Source organism: Photorhabdus bodei (genome assembly GCF_003287735.1).
In the GTDB taxonomy this organism is placed as follows: Bacteria; Pseudomonadota; Gammaproteobacteria; order Enterobacterales; family Enterobacteriaceae; genus Photorhabdus; species Photorhabdus kayaii.
In genome coordinates, this window is the sequence record NZ_NSCM01000031.1 from 1 (window position 1) to 19,348 (window position 19,348).

14 protein-coding genes and 1 pseudogene are annotated in these 19,348 nt (G+C 47.3%); 6 read left to right on the forward strand and 9 right to left on the reverse strand.

Annotated features, from left to right (window positions below; translation table 11 throughout):
* From CKY02_RS25810 to CKY02_RS15750, 4 genes and pseudogenes are all read left to right on the forward strand, one after another.
* Positions 1–122, forward strand: a pseudogene (locus CKY02_RS25810) (IS1595 family transposase); the annotation flags it as partial.
* A gap of 127 nt (positions 123–249) precedes the next feature.
* Positions 250–462: a hypothetical protein gene (locus CKY02_RS23990; RefSeq protein ID WP_146747457.1), complete on the forward strand. Its 213-nt coding sequence runs from the start codon at positions 250–252 to the stop codon at positions 460–462.
* A 197-nt stretch (positions 463–659) separates the two neighbouring features.
* On the forward strand, positions 660–1,085 hold the full coding sequence (locus CKY02_RS15745; protein WP_112896025.1) for a type IV toxin-antitoxin system AbiEi family antitoxin domain-containing protein: 426 nt from the start codon (positions 660–662) through the stop codon (positions 1,083–1,085).
* Entirely contained in the window at positions 1,051–2,019 is a 969-nt protein-coding gene (locus tag CKY02_RS15750) for a nucleotidyl transferase AbiEii/AbiGii toxin family protein (protein WP_202924615.1), read from the forward strand. Before CKY02_RS15745 ends, CKY02_RS15750 begins: the two co-directional genes overlap by 35 nt.
* A gap of 229 nt (positions 2,020–2,248) precedes the next feature.
* On the opposite strand, the gene tssH is transcribed toward CKY02_RS15750, so the two are convergent.
* The 8 genes from tssH to CKY02_RS15790 are packed head-to-tail and all read right to left on the reverse strand — an operon-like array spanning position 2,249 to position 15,203.
* Complete coding sequence (tssH, locus tag CKY02_RS15755) at positions 2,249–4,882, reverse strand: type VI secretion system ATPase TssH (RefSeq protein ID WP_112896026.1); 2,634 nt, start codon at positions 4,880–4,882, stop codon at positions 2,249–2,251.
* Positions 4,883–4,928: 46 nt separating this feature from the next.
* On the reverse strand, positions 4,929–6,014 hold the full coding sequence (gene tssG / locus CKY02_RS15760) for a type VI secretion system baseplate subunit TssG (protein WP_112896027.1): 1,086 nt from the start codon (positions 6,012–6,014) through the stop codon (positions 4,929–4,931).
* On the reverse strand, positions 6,011–7,879 hold the full coding sequence (gene tssF / locus CKY02_RS15765) for a type VI secretion system baseplate subunit TssF (protein WP_112896028.1): 1,869 nt from the start codon (positions 7,877–7,879) through the stop codon (positions 6,011–6,013). The genes tssG and tssF overlap by 4 nt, the downstream gene beginning before the upstream one ends.
* Before the next feature lie 3 nt (positions 7,880–7,882).
* Entirely contained in the window at positions 7,883–8,404 is a 522-nt protein-coding gene (gene tssE / locus CKY02_RS15770) for a type VI secretion system baseplate subunit TssE (RefSeq protein WP_162120381.1), read from the reverse strand.
* A gap of 3 nt (positions 8,405–8,407) precedes the next feature.
* Positions 8,408–9,043 carry a DUF3540 domain-containing protein gene (locus CKY02_RS15775; RefSeq protein ID WP_112896030.1) on the reverse strand — a complete coding sequence of 212 codons (636 nt, stop codon included), beginning with the start codon at positions 9,041–9,043 and terminating at the stop codon, positions 8,408–8,410.
* 29 nt (positions 9,044–9,072) lie between these two features.
* Positions 9,073–10,131, reverse strand: coding sequence for a pentapeptide repeat-containing protein (locus CKY02_RS15780; protein WP_167405317.1), 1,059 nt, complete (start codon positions 10,129–10,131; stop codon positions 9,073–9,075).
* On the reverse strand, positions 10,128–12,674 hold the full coding sequence (locus CKY02_RS15785) for a DUF2169 family type VI secretion system accessory protein (protein WP_167405318.1): 2,547 nt from the start codon (positions 12,672–12,674) through the stop codon (positions 10,128–10,130). The genes CKY02_RS15780 and CKY02_RS15785 overlap by 4 nt, the downstream gene beginning before the upstream one ends.
* 24 nt (positions 12,675–12,698) lie before the next feature.
* Positions 12,699–15,203 (reverse strand): type VI secretion system Vgr family protein, encoded by a 2,505-nt coding sequence (locus tag CKY02_RS15790; protein ID WP_112896033.1) that lies wholly within the window; start codon positions 15,201–15,203, stop codon positions 12,699–12,701.
* A 272-nt stretch (positions 15,204–15,475) separates the two neighbouring features.
* Between CKY02_RS15790 and CKY02_RS15795 the strand changes: the two genes are divergently transcribed.
* Positions 15,476–15,877: a hypothetical protein gene (locus tag CKY02_RS15795; protein WP_112896034.1), complete on the forward strand. Its 402-nt coding sequence runs from the start codon at positions 15,476–15,478 to the stop codon at positions 15,875–15,877.
* A 1-nt stretch (position 15,878) separates the two neighbouring features.
* Positions 15,879–16,109, forward strand: a complete 231-nt coding sequence (locus tag CKY02_RS24760; RefSeq protein WP_167405319.1) for a hypothetical protein — start codon at positions 15,879–15,881, stop codon at positions 16,107–16,109.
* On the opposite strand, the gene tccC is transcribed toward CKY02_RS24760, so the two are convergent.
* Positions 16,096–19,227, reverse strand: a complete 3,132-nt coding sequence (gene tccC, locus CKY02_RS15800; protein WP_112896035.1) for an insecticidal toxin complex protein TccC — start codon at positions 19,225–19,227, stop codon at positions 16,096–16,098. The two genes, CKY02_RS24760 and tccC, sit on opposite strands and share 14 nt — an antisense overlap.
* Between the last annotated feature and the right edge of the window lie 121 nt (positions 19,228–19,348).

The window sequence follows — 19,348 nt, forward strand, 5'->3', positions numbered from 1 at the left end:
TCTGTTTCAGGTTCAATTGGCGCTTTAACCTTAAAAAAACATTCGAACAGCTTATTTATTCATGTATCCGGGCAGCACCTATACCTGAGTATTTACTCAAGCTAGCTGAGATTCGATGGTAATCAGGTAGTAAAATAACTAGAATCAGTTTATTTGAATCAAAAACTGATGATAAGGATATATACCCTATGGATTTCAAGATGGATCGCGACGGCAAGGGAGTGAATCCCCGGGAGCATAGATAACGATGTGACCGGGGTGAGCGAGTGCAGCCAACAAAGAGGCAACTTGAAAGATAACCGATATAAACCAATTAATAACAAAGTGCCGACTTTTTGGTTAGCACTTTGCATAATAATGGATTATATAAAAGACGGGTTGATCTCAATATTCACTACCACAAAATTCTATCAGCTCAATATACACAATTTTCCTACTCATTATTTTAGCCCGTCAAACTAATATCACTATTAACTTCAAATTTGCACGTGATGCAATTGCTTACCATAGCTCACAACTATTTTTTTCAAAAGGTCATTTTCTATTAAAATCAATCATGTTACTGATATATAATAAATTATTACGGATAGTTTTTTGTTTTATGCCGTATTATACTACTATTATATGCAGCAATTTTGCATCCCTTTAAAGGAGGAGATATGACAGCTTACGAAAAAATAAAACAAAAATTAAACAGATCAAGACGTTACGTTTTTGAACGCAAAGATTTTGCTGATATCGCCAGTTATGATCAGACTGGCCGAGCACTTAAACAACTAACACAGAAAGGGCTACTCATTAAAATTGGTCATGGGCTATATACAAAAGCCAGACCGAGCACTATATCAGGCAAGCCTATCCCAGCAAAACCTGGCGGTGTAGATGCCATTGTGTCTGAGGTGCTAAAACTCAAAAAAATTGATTTTACTTTTGATGATTTAACACTCAGATTTATGAACGGTGAAATAACCCAAATCCCGGCATCAATTAAATTCAAATTTGATAATCGGAAATTTAGCACTCGCTTACAAATAGGCAGAAAAGTCATAAATGAAAAAGATAGATCAACTGAAAAAAGAGTTTAATGATGTTGCATTTGAACTAGGCATAGATAACCCTGCAATCATTGAAAAAGACTTTTGGATAGTCCATTTACTTACTCTAATTGCAAAGGTTGAATCTGGCGTATTTACCATTATTTTTGGTGGTGGTATTGCTCTCGCTAAATCACACGTTAAAATTATGCGAATGTCTGAAGATGTTGATCTTAAAATTATTCCGCGTAGCAACTGGCAATCTGTTAACCGTTCGGAACGTAAGAGAATGCGGAAGATTTTTCAAGAACAGCTACTTGCTACCATTATTACTGATGATGCTTTCAAAATTACTGAAAAACCGATAAAACGTGATGAATACCGGTATGTAGAAATTGAAATTAGATATCCTCAACAATACCAGATTGCCCCTTGTTTAAGACCTATTATTAAACTTGAGTTAATGGAAACGACTTTATTTGAAAAACCAGATCACCGAGCTATTTCATCGCTTGTGGCTGAACTATATAGACGTGATACCGAGGTAAAAGAGTTTTTATGCGTTAACATCGAATCGACATTTGTAGAAAAAATAGTATCTATGTTAAGACGTACAGCATTAGCTGAGCGTAATCCAGAAAAGGATGATGAAACTTTAATAAGGCATATCTACGATGTACATCTGATAGCCACCAGCTATAAACTGGATTTAGCTAATGTATTTTCAATATTTAGCAAAGTTGTTTCCGAAGATATTGCTAAATATGGACGTAAACACCCTGAGTTTACTGATAACCCATTTGACGAGATGAAATATGCACTGTTACAGCTAAAAAACAATAAAAAGTACGCTCAACGCTTTGAGGCTTATGTAGCTCCTATGGTTTACAATCAACAACCCCACGACTTTAAAACCTGTTTTGCAACCTTTGAGAAGATCTCAGCCGATATATTGGATCAGAGAAGTTTTTCGTCAGTTTTCTAACTGTATTATACCCAATGGATTTCAAGATGGATCACGACGGCAAGGGAGTGAATCCCCGGGAGCATAGATAACGATGTGACCGGGGTGAGCGAGTGCAGCCAACAAAGAGGCAACTTGAAAGATAACAGGTATATTTAAGTAGGAGGTAGATTTATATTAGTTTCCCCACCCAATACGAAGGTTTTCGGTGTTTTTTGCTAAAAACCTCTGACTAAGGGTAGTATCTATCTCAACCAAAATAACACTGAAATACCGCATTCTCCCAAGCAACTTTCAATTGAGAATAACGTTGATTCTCCATCGTTGCTGTCAGCAATTTACGACTCATCTGCGGCAATAAAATATTAGTAATAATAGAATCAACCCTGCGAGCGCCAGATTCCTGTTCCATACAACAAGCCATAATCTGTTGTGTCACTCGGCGATCAAATTGCGCTTCAATACCATAATTTTCCCACAGGCGTTGGGCTACCCGCGTCAATTGCAATTGTACAATCTTTTCCAGTATTTCATCACTCAATGACAAGAAAGGAATGACCGTCAGACGGCCAAGCAAAGCCGCAGGAAATATCCGTAGCAGCGGTTGACGTAACTGCTGCGTCAACATTTCCACATCCAGCAAACCATCCTGCCGGGTACAGGCACTGATAACCTCCTGACTACCCACATTCGAGGTCAGTATGATTAACGTATTGCGGAAATCAATGCGACAACCTTCTCCATCTTCCATCCAGCCTTTATCGAACACCTGAAAAAACAGCTCATGTACATCAGGATGTGCTTTTTCCACCTCATCCAGTAACACCAAACTGTATGGATGTCGGCGAACAGCCTCCGTCAGCACGCCACCTTCACCATAACCGACATATCCCGGCGGTGCCCCTTTCAACGTTGATACACTGTGTGGCTCCTGAAACTCACTCATGTTGATAGTGATCAGATTCTGCTCACCACCATACAGATTTTCAGCCAATGCCAACGCTGTTTCGGTTTTCCCTACCCCAGAAGGGCCACATAACAGAAATACCCCCACCGGCTTATTGGGATCACCCAAGTGTGCACGTGCCGTACGTACCCGTTCACTGATGATACTTAACGCATGTTGCTGACCAATAACCCGTTGCTCCAAGCTATGTTCCAAATTCTGGACAATACTGATCTCATTTTTCACCATCCGGCCAAGAGGAATTCCAGTCCAATCCGCAACCACGGCTGCAACACTGTGGGCATCCACTGCAACCGTAATTAATGGCTGTTCCCCCTGCAATAAACTCAATTGTTGTCGGCAATTCTGTAATTGTGTCTGCCAAGCCAAACGCTGCGCATCATCTGCCGACATTTCATCATCAGCAATGAGTTGCTGGCGTAAGCTGATAATCTGCTGAGCCAGCCGCATTTCATCCTGCCAACGCTGCGCGATTTGCTGCTCCTCTGCCTGCAATTCATGACGTTGGCCGTCAAGCTGTGCTAAACGTGCACGATGATCGCCATCACCACCCAGTTGCTGTTCGCGGCAAACAATCTCATATTCAATCTGAAGTGCATCAAGCCGACGGCGGTAATCTTCCAATACCGCCGGCGGGCTGTGCTGACTGACCGCTACCCGCGCGCAAGTGGTGTCAAGCAGGGCTATTGCTTTATCGGGCAACTGGCGAGCCGGAATATAACGATGAGAGAACGATACCGCGGCTTCTAACGCTTCATCCAGCAATAACACGCCATGATGTCGTTCTAATTGTCTGGACAGGCTACGTACCATCTGTAAAGCTAATGCTTCGTCCGGCTGTGCAACCTGCAACACCTGAAAACGTCGCGTCAACGCCGGATCTTTTTCAATGTGCTTTTTGTATTCTGCCCAAGTGGTCGCCCCAATAGTACGCAACTGTCCACGCGCCAGAGCCGGTTTCAACAGGTTTGCCGCGTCACCTATCCCTTGCACGCCACCGGCGCCAATCAACATGTGAATCTCGTCAATAAATAGAATAATGGGCACTGGGCTTTGTTGAACCTCGTTAATCACCGCCTGCAAACGTGCTTCAAATTCTCCCTTCAGGCCCGCCCCTGCTTCTAAACGGCCAATATCCAATGACCAGAGCTGAACATGGCACAATGACGGTGGTAAATCACCCGATGCAATCCGTAGCGCCAACCCTTCTACCAGCGCCGTTTTACCCACCCCTGCCTCACCGGTAATCAACGGATTGTTTTGCCGACGGCGTAACAGAATATCAATCAGTTGGCGGATCTCTTTATCCCGCCCGACAACCGGATCAATTTGTCCAGCACGCGCCAATGCAGTCATATCCTGTGCATAACATTGCAGCGCACTGTCGGATGCCAACAGCCCTCCCCCTCTCTCCGCCGCCACTGTTTTCAGTAGGCTATTTTCCGTACTGTCGCACAGAATACGGGTAAAATCCTGTGCCAGACTCTCCGCATTAATCCGGGCAAACTGAGCAGAAATCGCCAATAGATGTTGGCGCAGATTAAAGGTGGTTAACAATGCCAGCAATAGATGCGCCCCTCGGATCTCACTTGCCGCAAAGGTCACAGAACTACATACCCAAGCCTGTTCCACTGCTTCATCAATATGGGTAGAGAGATCGGAAATCGCGCTGGCTCCACGCGGTAATGTATCCAGCGCTTGTACAATATCCAGCGCCATTTGCTGTTCATCCAGCGCAAAATAGCCCATGATCTGTTGCAGATCACCCGCTGCCTGCTGCATCAGTTGATGCAACCAGTGCGCCAGTTCCACATAAGGATTGCCCCGCAATTTACAAAACGTGCTGGCGCTGTCCAAAGCTCGAAATAACGGCGCATTCAGTTTATTAAACAGTGACTGGCGATTGATATCCAACATAACATCCTCGTCCATATTGGTAGATAAAGAAAACAAGTACAGTCTGCTATGACTGCGCAGGGTTATTTGGGCTAAAGCAGAGATCACTGCGATCATGATGGTGGATATTCAGCCCTAACCAACAGTTCTGCCCTAGAGACTGAGCGCTTCCTAGCGAACATCCTTGATAATGCTGATGATCCAGCGTAACTCTGAGCTTCCAGGCATATTCAAGGCCGACATAACACCGAACCCAATCACACAATTGCCGCAGCTCATCACGACAGGATGTTGCAAACCGTGAAGCCGGTAAGAAACGCTGATATACCGGCCAAGAGAGCGGTCCAAGTTCCAGACAAAATGCATATTGCACATCAGCCACCGCAATACCGAGACGAGTAGTACTGCCTAACCGAGCACCAGCATGACCATTGTGCAACCGCAACTGATCATCACGGTCTATCGTCAACCAATGAAACTGGTTTTCATGCAATGTCACCGGCAAGCCAAAGTGGTAACGCAGCAGACACAACAGGCCATCTTTGTTACGCAGCTGGCGGTTCAGATGCCCCACCATATAGTGGTGCGTCCGCTGGTGCCGGAGGCAATGGCCCCGGCCGATCAAACTGGCAAAAAAATAATCGAAGCGGCGGTTATCACTACGATCAAAAGAGAGGCAAGGTTGAGCATCCGCCCATGCACGCCAAAACAGAGTGATTAGACGGTGCTGAAACAGATTGAAAAAGGCACTCAACGCATGATCTTTATGTTGCTTCTGACGTTGCCAGGCAAACTCGGTGACATGCAAAGGCAGAGGCCCATTCGGGCCAAACAGGCCAAAGTTATTGATATTAATCTGATAACAAGTGCCATTTGGATAAGGTGCGATGGCCGCAATTTCTGCCGGCGCAAAGCATAATGCTGGCTGTTGCCCCAAACGTAGGGGTTCATCACGCGGTAAAGGTGAACGCCCCAGTGGATAAGGTGAACCTGACTGTGCATCAATCCGCCGCAACAACTGAAACAGATCGAAATTCCACGGCCTCTTTTCTCTTTCAGCCCAAAAATACGCATCAAGTGCGGATGACGCAGCATGCGCTTTCTCTCCAGCCGGTACGATCTGATTGTCGGCATGTATGGCGAATATCTTCATAACGATGTCCTCACTCCATCACATGCCGACCAGAACCCGATAACGCCTCGTTGCACACTGGATAATGTTGTTTCCGCAAAACTGTTTACTGTCACCAAACGGCTAAATAGATGTGCCAATACGCTCCCCATTAGCCAAGGAGATCGGCCAGAAAATGTCTGTTCGTCTATCTCCAACGCCACGCTAATCCCGCGTCGAAATAGCGGTGTGCCAACCATATGACGATTCTGCGCTTGCAAGCGGCAACTCCGGATGCCGTTAATTTGTTGAGCAATCACCGCATCAGCCTGACTGGCATGAAAACGTAATAACCGCCGTAATTCCGCTTCACCTTGTTCAGTGGCGCAATTCTGCAAGCTGAAATAGTTGAACTGTAATTGATTGATCAACTGCCAGCAGGCACTACTCTCTGCCAATGCCGGACGAGGTTCAGTAGGGCCTTTACGCAACCGCACAGCAGCAACGGGAACTGAATCCTGCATCACCAGCCCCTCTTGCGCCTGTCGTTGCAGTAATAAAGGTAGATCACGGTTGGTACACAGAACTTCCGCACTGAGATATTTCAAATCGCTGCGCCAAGGCGGATGATGCTCATCTGCCAAAGAGAGATAGACCTCACTGCCAAGATAATCAGAACGCATGCCATAACGATCCACATGCTGTGGCAACAGGCGCGATTCACGGCGGATAGAAAAATACCCCGCATTAACTAACACATCACTACATTGGGTACGATAAAGGGGATGGAAAATATAGCGTTCGTCGCTGTCATGCTGAGTACCAATACCGCGTAATGCTGTGACAGAAAAAACCTCATAATCAAGCGGACGCATGTTATCGACCACAACATGGTATTCATGCTGTTGTTCATTGAGCGTCATCGGTTCAGCGGTACGGGGAAAAAGATTGATAGCAGGGGTGCAGTGTAGAGCCAAGTGGCTAACATCCACCACCTTTTCCAACTGTGGCGAACGTACATCCAGCAGGATCTGAATTTCCAATCGCTGTTGTTTACCGGCCTGCGCTAGCAACGGCTGCAAGCCACTGATGCTGAAAAACTGGAAACGGGCCGGAAAGGCAAAATATTCCTGCAACAGGCGATACGCGTCGACATTGCGCAAATCAACGGGCAACAACGCCTGCTCGGCAGTAAACCCCTCATGACGCAGTGACTGAGGAGGCAATAATAACCGTTGTACAGTACTTCCGGGGATTTGGCACAATACCCCCTGACAATGCACCATCAGTAACTCTAATAGTTGTAAAGCGGGAATATCACCGCCACTGAGGTAGAACATCAACGTATCACATTGCAATTCACCCAATGACACATTGTCAAAACACGATAGCTGGATACGCAAAGTGCCCTGCACATTAGCACCGCCAAAGGCAGAAAGAGGAACATCCGCGGATACGCCCCCCAATTCCACCTGTAATAAACGCAACGGCTGCAAAGTCACATCCTGCGCGGTACGATAGCGGCAACTGATCCCTTTCTTTTTCAGTGCCTGACTTTCCATCAATGAACCTCGCGGCACCAGAAAACCTTTACTCAAATCCCCCTTAGTGGGATCTGGTTGTAATTCAACAATTACCATTGAAGGCAAGCCAGCAAGATAGTTAGGATAAAGCGCTTCTAGCAACTGGGCAGAGAAACGTGGAAATTCAGCATCCATCTTGAGTTGAATACGCGAAGTCAAAAAAGCAACGCCCTCCAGCAAACGCTCAACGTAAGGATCGGTAATGTCATTGCCCTGCATCCCTAACCGCCCGGCAATGCCAGGATAATAATGGGCAAATTCATCTCCCATTTCACGCAGCCATGCCAACTCGCGGTTGTAATACTCCAGTAATTTTTCATGCATGATTTATCCTCCATCCACCAGCTCAAAATGCCCGTTTTCCAGATCAACATGGCTACTGAAAGTGAAGGCTAATGGGCGAGAAAAACCCAACAGATGTCCTCGGATTTCAAAACAGAGAATATTGTGAGCATTCAGTTGCTGATCACCCCGCATTCCCGTGATGGTTAATTCCCGCGGAATAATGCGCGGTTCAAAATGGATAATGGCTTCACGTATCGCGCACTCAATACTTTCCCAGTTCACCTGAGAAATAAACTTTCCGGCCAGCGCCCGGATGCCAAAATTTAACGTACTGGTACTAACATGCGGCCAGGATGAAAGATCGGCTCCAGAAGAGTAGTGATCGCAGTTAAGCAGAGCCTGCAAATTATGCAGAACCGAAAGGCGAAGCTGTTGAGCGCTATTGCCAAACAGTACCTGTTCCCCATCATTGCCATTCTCAGTCAGACGCTCAAGCAACATAGGAGCGCCATAGATTGCAGGAGAACGGCATACCCCTGCGTTTTTCTCTGGTATTTTGCTCATCATTTAGCCCATATGAATCTGTTCAGAATCCACTTTCGTCACTGCCTGCGACGTAATGATGGTATTACGTGCATGTAAACGTACATAATCGCGGGCTTGGCAATCCAGTTGCCCAACACGTACATGTTCTGCCTGTTCGACCTTACGCAATACGCGCTGGCTGATTTGAACCACGGTTTTCCACAATGCCTCCACACGCTGGCCAAGCAGACAGGCCACATTGACCCAAACCGTCAACTCATCACCGCTGTAACGCATATGGGTGATATGGCAATCACTCTGTTGCGCACTAATCTGCACAGATTGGCTATCAATAGTGATCTGTTCAGCACTGTGGAACATCAATTCGCCTTGCGGAGCAATATGCAAATCTCCCGGAACAGTGAGCGTCACCGGTTGCTGTTCATCAGCCCGACTTAACACCGCCAGCACCCATAGCCGATGGTTATCATCACCATGAATCAGCACCTCATCACCGATTTGCGGTATTAACAAACAACTGATGGCGACACCACATTGCCAGCCACGCTGCTGATACTCCACGACCACTTCCCCTGTTGGCAAGGTATTAACAACTTGCCCCACAGCCTGTTGAGGAAGATTAATCTCCAATGGAAATGATTTTTGCGTTGCGTTCATAAATAAAAATCCCGATATCCCGTTAAGCGCTAACCACGCGCATTCCATGTTTCTGCCGCAAACAGTGCCTCATCTCGTGCCAAAATCCCCCGACGATCGGAGAAGCGACTGCCCTGCTGACAGGCCCGATGCATCAATGTGCGCTTAAAACGCGCCTGGCGCAGATCCGCATGACTGATATCCGCCCAACTGAAATCGGCATAACTCAAATCGCAGGCGACAAAAGAGCAGCTATCCGCTTGCGCATAGCGCCATTGACTCTGAACTAACATGCTGTAGGAGAAATCAGCTTGATGTAGACAGGCCGCAATAAACTGGCCGTGATTGATTTTTGCCTGCCGGCACTGCGCTTCACGTAAATCACTTTCAATAAATAGCGCCCCTTCGGCCTCTATCTCATCTAAACAGGCACCACGCAGTGATGCGCCTTTAAAGCAGCTTTGCGTCAGTATCGCCTGCCGGAAATCGGCACGATCCAACGGATTATCAGTAAATTGGCAAGCCAGAAAGGTGAGTCCCTGAAACTGCCCTTCGCGCAGATCACAATGGGCAAACACCCCTCGTTCAAACCGGCTGCCTGTAAAGGTCACACTGCGTAGATCCATACCGAACAAAGTCAAACTCTGACAATGGCAATTATGTACAGTACCGTTATGCATATCACTATCGTACAAAGTGACTTTATCAAGTGTGCTATTGACAAAACGTGCATGATTAAGCTGGCAAGAGATGAAATAGGTAGAATTTAGCGCAGCATCTTGCAAAGAGAACTGTTCCAGTTGGCAATCGTGAAATATACAGTTATCCAGATGAGTGCGATCAAAGCAGGCTTGCGACAAATTACATTGCTGAAATGAACACCCTTTCAGCGTCATCCCCTGAAAAGAGGTATATGATAACTGACACTGCTGAAACACGGTCTCATCAAGTCTGCAACAACGGAACTCAGTTCCTTCAAAGGTAACATTAACAAACACCATACCAGCCAGATCCCTCTCTGCCAGCAACTCACTCGTCAGAGATACATCCTGAATGATTTCCCCTTGGGAAATCAGCACGCTCAATTGTTCCGGTGTTAAGGTTTTCATATCAATTTGCCTCCGGCACATGGCAGGGTTTTGCACTGATCAAGCAAAGCCCCCTGCAATTGCGTATTCACATCAACACTGGATTGAGAAATATCGGCACGAAACAGATTGGCGCGACGCAAATCCGCGCCCGCTAAATGGGATTTTTGCAGTAACGCGCCCATCAGATTAGCGTCCTGCAAATAACTATTGGTCAATAGAGTACGAATAAACAGTGAATGACTGCCATTGACGGCGCGCATTTGCGCAAAACTGAGATCCGCTTCGCTAAAATCACAGTTTTGTAGTACTGCCTCTGAAAAGTCAGCCGCTTCAAGCAGAATAAGACGAAAATTACAACTGGTCAGCCGCGCATGCTGAAACAGACCAGCACGAATATGCGTTTTACCAGTAAACACACAACTGTCTAAATGGGCATGCTGGTACTGAGCATGATCTAACGCGCTGTTTAGAAAAGTACAACTTTCCATCACCGCATGGTTGAAACGAACTGCGGTAAAGCCGCCATTGATGACCGTCACACGCGTCAAATAGGCATGGCTAAAATCCAGCGCTTCCGGTATGAGATCCATAAACAGGCAGTTTTTCAACCGCGCCTGAGGGAAACGACAATGATGTAACGTACACTGACGTAACGTAATATCACTTAGAGCGGCCTGGGAAAAATCACACATGACCAGTTCAGCCTGTTCCAACAACACACCGCCAAGGCGTGCGCCGATAAAATAACCGTTGTGGCACTTCGCTCCGGTCAGGGAAGCATTATTCAGACAAGCCGCATTTAGCGAAGTGTTATTCAATGAAGCATAAGCCAGCATAGCTTCACTCAGATCAGCCTCATCTAAACAGCAGTTATCCAGATTGGCATTTTCCAACAGAGTATGCTGTAGATTAGCTCGCCGCAGATCCAAACCAGAAAGATCGGCACCCGTTAGATCCATCCCACTGAGATCGCGTTTTGTTGCCATGCAAGCCATCACATGGCGGCGTAACACCTCAGCCTGTTCACCCTGTAATCTGCCTGCCGGCGGACGCGTATCCGCAGATAGCAAATACATCTGATGTAAACTGCGCTGCGTACATTTCAACGCCTCTGGTGTCTGACATTCCGGTTTTTTCTGTGACTGTTTATGCAACAAGTCCAGCATACGGTAGTAACTTGCAGGACCAACCGCTGGAGCACTGGCACGTTCAGCCGCTGCATATGCAGCACTTTTTTTCTGAACCCACTGTTGTATCCGTTCTGCCTGTCGTTCCAAGCTGGCAACCAGCTCCGGTAACTTATCGGCAGTGAGCGCTTTTCCCTCTTTCTGAGGCAATTCTGCAAGCAGTTGATTAATATCCTGCTCTTGCTTCTCACTCCTCGCCTGATGCCGCCGACGCAAATAAGTTTCACGCCTTGTCATCGTCTCTGCCAGTGCGCTGGGGGTAACCTGTACGTCATTATCTATCCAAGGCGCAATCAGGCTTTCATCCATCAAATCCTGTTCTCGCAGGGTAAAAAGCGCCCCCTTCTCTTTCTCTGCCCGTTGCGCCATCACCTGTTGGTAATGAGCAACCGGCCGCTCGGCCTGTGCCAACTCCATCGCCACCAGCATTTGATGCACATCCGCTGCATCATCTTCATTAATTGGACAAGCACCATGCCAAATGAGTGCCATACGTTCCCGATGAGGAATAAACCATACCGTGGTAGCACGTAAATGAAGCTCCTCAAAGCGCATTTCTCCACCACGCTGACGCGTGATAAAACAGCGTGCTTGCCAGCAAGGTAACGTTCCCTGTTGTACAGCTTGAGTGGGATGCATATTCCAGATACGCCAAGTGGTGCCCGACGGCAGACAGGGTTGTCCACTCAGCCATTGATCCGATCCAGCCATATTGAACAGGTGCCAATCTGTATCGCGGGCAAAACCGGGGAATTCATGCGCCAGCCACTGCTTATCGTATTTTTTTCCCATCATGCGACTACGTTGCGGCCAGCTAAAATCAAGGGGGGCGAAACTGGCTGGCTGCACACACTGATGCAGTGAATGTAGCAGTTGATCCGGATGTTCAATATTAGGTAATGGGTGCCACACTACCCCTTCACGAGTAACAGGTTCATCTCCCTTACCCAACGGGTTTTCTGCGGTACAGTGACCGCCAAAGGCATTTTGCCAATCGAGGTGCATCTTCTCGAACGGCTGTGGCGATGAAGGATGCCCGTTCCGCCAGTAGCGATCACCAAATACCATCAGGCTTTTTTCTTTATCGGCAACCTGAATTTTCGCTATACAGGCCTCTTTTTGTGGTTGATGATTTGTCCAGGCATAACCTGTAGCAAAGAATTCTGCACAGGGTTTAGGAATAGAGAGATCCAACACCCCACCGGTACTTTGTAACTCTTGAGCCACCAATTGCCACAGTTCCGGCTCTGGTCTGATTTGCGGCGAATCACTCATATCCGTCAGCGCCATCACCGCCACCCCCAGATAGTTCTGCTGTTGCCAACGCCACGGGCGGTGCAAGACACCCAGTCGCAGAGGTTTCATGATTTTCATCATCCATTCTCCCGTCTTGGTATGTCAGATAAAAATAGTTAAACCGCTGAGACTCAGATTCAGTGCCACAGCATTGATATTTATCTGCCCAAAACTAAGGTTGAGAGTATTGGTTGACATATGCAGCGTGGTATTACCGATGTTCAGCATATTATTCGACATCACCACCCCCTCGTTTTTCATGGCAACGGAAGAGTTGGTATAGTTGAGCATATTGACATTTTCCGTCGTGCCACAGACGGTTAAGGTATTGCCGGCATGGGTTTCTATGTGCCCCTCAATCTTGTGCACCATATCTTTGGTTTCAATGCACACCTTGCCGCCACAATTAAGATAAGCATCCGCATCTGCCTGAATTTTCAGGTTATCTTTAACATGCTCTTGCCAGCTACCCTCAATACTTCGAGTGACCGCCCCTTTGATCTCGACTTTCTGATCTTTATCCACACGCTGCTGATCAACACCGTTGATCTCAACACTGACACCTCTCTTATAAATTACTGAGGTCGGGATTTTCTGCTGTTGCTGCTGCTTTGATGCTTGCTGATCCGCCATTTCTTCAGGGGTTAATGTCTGCAATGTCATCAGCTTCCGCTGCGCCTGATTATTGGGATCGTTGCTTTCTCGGTTGAGATATAGGCTGTCGCCATAGATGATCTGTTTGCCGGCATCGAACAGAATATTACCCAAGGCATGATGGCTGATATCTTCTCCCGCGTGCTGGTTAATACTCTGGCTGACCTGCGTTTCTGATTTACCTTGAATACGTTCATATCTGCCACCCGCAATAAAATCTGCGCGTCCACCAGCGCCGACAATCGCGGTTTTCCCCAATCGGAAAGTTTGTATATCCGGCATCATTTTCAGGGTATGACACACACCATGATGCTTGAGATGAGTTTCGCCTTTTATCTCCTGAGCTAAGACACCATCAACGGTGATATTTTTATCGTGCTCAACGGAGATATTCATGTCGCGTTCGGCGTGCATGGTGAATGATTCACGTCCCGGCGCATCTTCGAGGAACAGAAAACTGGCATTTTCTACCCCGCCTTTCTTACTGCGGCTCATAAACCCCATTCGGGTTGCATCGTTGGGCAACTGCCAAGGCGGCATGCACTCTTCATTGTAAACCCGCCCAGTCACCAATGGGCGATCCGGGTCGCCGTTGATAAAATCAACCACCACCTCTTCACCAATACGTGGAATTTGTAAGCTGCCATATTTCCAACCAGCCCAACTGCTGGAAACCCGCACCCAACAAGAACTTCTATCATCCGGCTGGCTATATCTATCCCAACGGAATTTCAATTTGACGCGACCATATTTATCGGTCCAGATGCTTTCTCCCACTGGACCGGCAACTTCCGCCGTTTGTGGACCATAGGTTTTCGGCCAAGGTGTTGCCCGTTGCGGACGCCAAATAACATTAGCGGGTATTGCGTGAAATGCGGCTCGGAACGGTCCTTGGTCCCAACAACTCCCATCCAATTCGTCATACAGCGTACAGTCATATAATTCATATTCCGCATGCGTCACCAGAAAGGGCTGTGCATCAGGCGGACAAGGACTGTTTTGTAAAGTAAAAGTGCATCCTGGAGCCAATCCACATGCCGTCGTCTTGCCGTACATCTGTTGTTGTCGCACTTCAAATCCCTGTTGGCGGATTTGTGCATAAAATTGACCATGTTGATTGTCGATATAACGCCCCGGCCATTCAAAAACATCAGTCTTATTAACCGCACATGATGCTGGATTACTGCATACTTCCAATAAATGCGCCCGTGGTTTACGGAAATCGTAATCATCCAACGTATAAACTCGTGGCGTAATTTCCTGTGCTGTGCGCCAGCACATAACACCTTCCTGGTGATCAACCACACCGGATTGCGCTGCTAAATAGCGAATCTGAGCATAATCATCGTTAAATGGCTGGTGGGCATTTGGTGAGTCAGCCAGAATTAAAGTATGTCCTTTTTCATGATGGCTGAAATAATAGTAGATGCCTTCGTGTTCCATTAATCGACTGATAAAGTCAAAAGTACTTTCCTGATATTGGACACAATACTCCCATTGACGATAATGGCTACGGAGACGATTCTCTATATTAATATGATATTCCGCCAACAAGCCGGCAATAATATCCGGCACACTCTGCCCCTGCCAAATACGGCAGTCACGGTTTTGTGTCAAATACCAGAGCGAAGGATGCAGCGTGAAAATATATAACTTATCGTTTTCTTCCTGTAAATGATGTCCGACATATTCAATACGGGTAATATCACCATGTAGGAAACGGGAACCACCCTGTATTAGTGGGATCTCCAAAGCCATACTTTTACCCAACAATGATTTCATATCGAGATCATTACGTGGACAAAGAAACTCTACTTTAAACTGATACAGTTGCGACAAGGATTCACTGCCAGTTAATTTTCTGAAATGCAATTTATCGCCATCAGACTTACTAAGCGGTATATGCGCCACAATGCGGACATCTGTACGATAATCGGATGTATGACTCGCCATAATCTTCTCCAATAAAACAGACTTGTCTCACTGTCAGGGAGCAATACTCACGCTGACCTTCTCAGGCGATAATAAACCTTAAAGATCTGAGCAGAACATCAGGTGATAACATGAAATTGACGATGATTAAGTAAAATGGAGCGAATCCCCGGGAGCATAGCGAATTATGTGACCGGGGTGAGCGAGTGCAGCCAACAAAAAAGAGACAGCTTGAAAGATGACGGGTATAGCGTATATTTCAGGTAATTATTCAATATAACAGGGTTGGAATCATGAAAAATTTGTTTGTTATTATGTTACTTCTCTCTGTAATAACCGGGTGCTCCGGTAAAAATAACCCAAACAGACAAACACAAGCAGAAGAGGGATTAAAATTTGCCTTTTCATCCGGTGGCAATTTTATCTTAACTCACGCTTGTACCGATAAAATCGATTATTTAGGGCCAGACGAAGGGGGGAATGACCAGATAGAAATAACGATAAAAAACGATAAACAATGCTTTGCTCACTTTGATGCTTTAATCAATAAAAACATCGGTACCCAAATGACAATATCATTTAAAGGTACTCATCTTGTCACGGCGACTATTCAGACTTCTTTAAGTCCTTCATTCAGAATGGGGGTAGAAGATAAAGAACAAGCTACAAGCATTATAAACGCATTAAAAAATTAAATTGTTTCCGATATATACCCTATGGATTTCAAGATGCATCGCGACGGCAAGGGAGCGAATCCCCGGGAGCATAGATAACGATGTGACCGGGGTGAGTGAGTGCCGCCAACAAAGAGGCAACTTGAAAGATAACGGGTATAAAAGTAACCGCATCCTGCCTCGAAATCTCCGCCCAATATTGGATGGAGATTTCTGGCAATGTTTACTCAATATATTGACTACAAAGAGATAACCCGTCGTGCGGCTCCTATCGCACTGGTTCCATAGTCTATCGCATTGGCGATCCCCGTGGTGGTCAGGACCCTGCCTCTGATCTGATTACCAATCATGCCAGCAATATTATCTATACCACTGCCGATAGCACCTAGCCCTCTGGAAATCCAACTGTCTCTTCCCATCACTCTGTGCAGGCCTGTTCCAATGCCACCAGCAAGCCCACCGAGAACACTAAATATCGGCTCAAAGACAGGTCTGGCTACACTGAAATGCACTAATTGTCTGGCTAAACCGGCGGCATATGGGCTGACAGCCCGGCCTAAGAGCCTACCCAAAAATCCACCACCTATTACTCTGTTGATAGCCATTTCCGCTCCCAAACCAGCGGCATAACCCACCGCGTAATTCGCTAAATGTCCGGCGGGGTTACTGGCGACATCTAAACCAAAGCCAATCCAAGAGCCATAATAGGTGCCAATACCGGCATGGATCCCTGCCCGAGTACTCCCTTGCGTACCAGTGATCATCCCACCCGCCGCCCCACCCGCCGCTGCCCCGATTTCATGTGTAAGGGTGGAGGAAGTCCCCAGCATGGTATCAATGGTGCCTACCGCACTCCCGGCCCCAATAGCGCCACCTATCCCACGGTCAGCATTATTTATCCATGATCCCACAGCGCCCGTTACCGCCCCAGCGGCTGATGCAACACCAACACCTTGTGCTCGCGCACCATAAGCCGCGGCTGAACTCGCCCCGGCAGCCGCGCCCGCCGCTGACTGTACTAACGTCGATTTCCCCTGTACGAGTCGAGCGAGTAATGCCCCACCTTTTTCCAGCAAGCTACCGACGTTATACCCCATCAACGCACCAATCCCTGCACCTACGGCCGCAACCCCCAGAATGACAGGGAGAGCCGCGCCAGCCGTACCAGCAATGGCAACCGCAAGACCGCCAATCGCAAGCCCGCCAGCAATGGCTCTGCCAATTTTTTGTCCCCGTCTCATTGACGCAGACATTCCCTCATCAGGTTTACGAAACAAAAATGAAGCAAACCAAAATGTATTCCGATTTCGGTTCGGAGACGGCGCTAATCCGTCATGGTCAGTCAATGTGATGGGGTTATTCCTCACCATCCGGTACACATTCAACCCATCCACGGTTCCCGCCGGATCAGCACTCAACCAGCGGCCCACCCAAGGCTGATAATAACGGTAGCCGTAATAATACAATCCGGTGGCATCCCGCTCTTTACCGGAGTAACGAATAAATTTGTAGCTGGCTTCTGTCTGATTTTTCGCTGCCCATACCGCGGTGCCGCCATACGGATAATACTCTTCCTGACTAAGAATCTGCCCTTCGCTATCCAATTCAAGCTGGCTGGAGCCGAGCAGATTATCGTAACTGTAGCGCACCTGATTGTTGTCGATATCTGTCGGCTTACCACTTTCCCAGTGCAATACCCTTACCTGCGCACGCCCCGCCTCACCTACCGTAATCACCTGCAAACTTTCGGTTGTTTTATCTGCCACTCCAGTTATGCGCAGCTCTAATCCCGGCAGATAAGTCACCCGTTGTACTTGAGTACTGTTGCCCGTCTGCTGTTCACTCACTTTTAGCAGCCGCACGCCATCACTGCTATAACGATACCATTCACTGTCACTGCTATTTTCGCGGCTCACCGATGTTACTCGCTGCAATTCACCCCGCATATTCCAATCCAGATTCTGCCCCGGTATTAACGTCTTCTGATGACCGCCGGCATCAAATAGCCCATCCACTTGGGTTGGATCTGTCGTTAATGTACTCAATACCGTCCGGTTACTGCGGCTTGAAACGGTCATCTCCGTGGTGTAACTATTTTGAGTCGCGGGTGAACTGTGTCGGATTTGAACCAAATTACCGCCACGGTCATAACTATAAGTACGCTGGTAATTGGTATAGGTGCTGTTGTCGGCAGGAACAGGCATAGCAGGTGAGGGAAGTTGGTTGCTGTGCTGGCCGATATTAGCCATTTCACGCCCTGTCGCACTCATAAGCTGATACAGAGAATCATAAACATAGCGGTTCTCAGGCTCCACTTTCTGATTGCGCCAAAAGCGGGTGGCTTCAGCATCATTATGGATACTGATGACATTCCCCACCGGATCATACTTATAGCGGAGATCCTGTAATACTCTCGCCTCTGATTGACTCTCTTCGGCTCGCCGGGTAGTGATACCCATCAAACGTTGAGTTTCCGGTTCATAACGGTACTCCGTAATCACGCCGTTACCATGCTCTTCACGCAGCTTATGACCTGCGGCTGACCAGCTCAGAGACTTAACAATCACCTGTTCACGCTGGCCTTTCACCGTCAACCAACTGCCTTTTAACTGACCGGCAATGTCATAAGCCAGACGCTGGATATTGCCTTTCGCATCGGTTTGGGTCAGCAAAACCCCGATGGCATTGGTTGTACTTTGTGTTGTATAGACCTCACTTGCCAGCATCCGCTGCCAGACAGTTTCGTCGTCACCGCTCCAGTTAGCCTCCTGCCCTTCTGCCAGCCATTGGTGAGATTGGGATAAAATAGCACCCGCCAGTGACTGACTCATCAACCGGGTAACGCCCGCCGTGTCGTAGTGGCGTATACACAGACCAGAGAGGTTATGCGCTTTCTCCGCAGTGGTATTCTCGGCCCAGATAAAGCGCTCTGTCACTTGAGAAGTTTCCTGATCAAAAACTTGTTCACTCACAGATAACAAACGACCGGGCAAGGTATTACCTTCATAGCGACGAGTCTGACGAACACCTGTCGCATTCATCGTCATTACCGGACGACCTTCAATATCATTTAATGCAACAGTACGACCAGCATCGACACTCTCTGTCCGCAAGGCATGACCGGCCAGATCATACTGCCAGACAAAATTAGGTTTTACTGAGTTATCAGCCTGCTTTGCATCATACAAGCGTGGGTCAATACTGTGGTTCAGGTATCCACGGGCATCATACTGGTGACGGGTGACGCGGGTGTCAGTATCCCCGCCAATCACAACACGGTGAAAACCGATATCACGAATGGACAGGCCACGATTATCTAACACGCTGACTGTTGGAGTTTGAGTATAAAGAGCAGTATCAGGCGTACTCATATCATATTCCTTTTATTTTGTTTTAAAGCTTCCCTTCCAATGAAATGGAGAAAGATCGCAAGATTGATTTTAGATATGACAGATCCTCTCCCACTCTGGCGACCAGAGTGGGAAGTCTTAG

Coding starts and splice junctions, on each gene's coding strand:
- tssE (WP_162120381.1), bottom strand. CDS start 8,404: ATGAGCAAAATACCAGAGAAAAACGCAGGGGTATGCCGTTCTCCTGCA.
- CKY02_RS15780 (WP_167405317.1), bottom strand. CDS start 10,131: ATGAAAACCTTAACACCGGAACAATTGAGCGTGCTGATTTCCCAAGGG.
- CKY02_RS15745 (WP_112896025.1), top strand. CDS start 660: ATGACAGCTTACGAAAAAATAAAACAAAAATTAAACAGATCAAGACGT.
- CKY02_RS15785 (WP_167405318.1), bottom strand. CDS start 12,674: ATGAAAATCATGAAACCTCTGCGACTGGGTGTCTTGCACCGCCCGTGG.
- tccC (WP_112896035.1), bottom strand. CDS start 19,227: ATGAGTACGCCTGATACTGCTCTTTATACTCAAACTCCAACAGTCAGC.
- CKY02_RS15795 (WP_112896034.1), top strand. CDS start 15,476: ATGAAAAATTTGTTTGTTATTATGTTACTTCTCTCTGTAATAACCGGG.
- tssG (WP_112896027.1), bottom strand. CDS start 6,014: ATGAAGATATTCGCCATACATGCCGACAATCAGATCGTACCGGCTGGA.
- tssH (WP_112896026.1), bottom strand. CDS start 4,882: ATGTTGGATATCAATCGCCAGTCACTGTTTAATAAACTGAATGCGCCG.
- CKY02_RS15775 (WP_112896030.1), bottom strand. CDS start 9,043: ATGAACGCAACGCAAAAATCATTTCCATTGGAGATTAATCTTCCTCAA.
- CKY02_RS15790 (WP_112896033.1), bottom strand. CDS start 15,203: ATGGCGAGTCATACATCCGATTATCGTACAGATGTCCGCATTGTGGCG.
- CKY02_RS15750 (WP_202924615.1), top strand. CDS start 1,051: ATGAAAAAGATAGATCAACTGAAAAAAGAGTTTAATGATGTTGCATTT.
- tssF (WP_112896028.1), bottom strand. CDS start 7,879: ATGCATGAAAAATTACTGGAGTATTACAACCGCGAGTTGGCATGGCTG.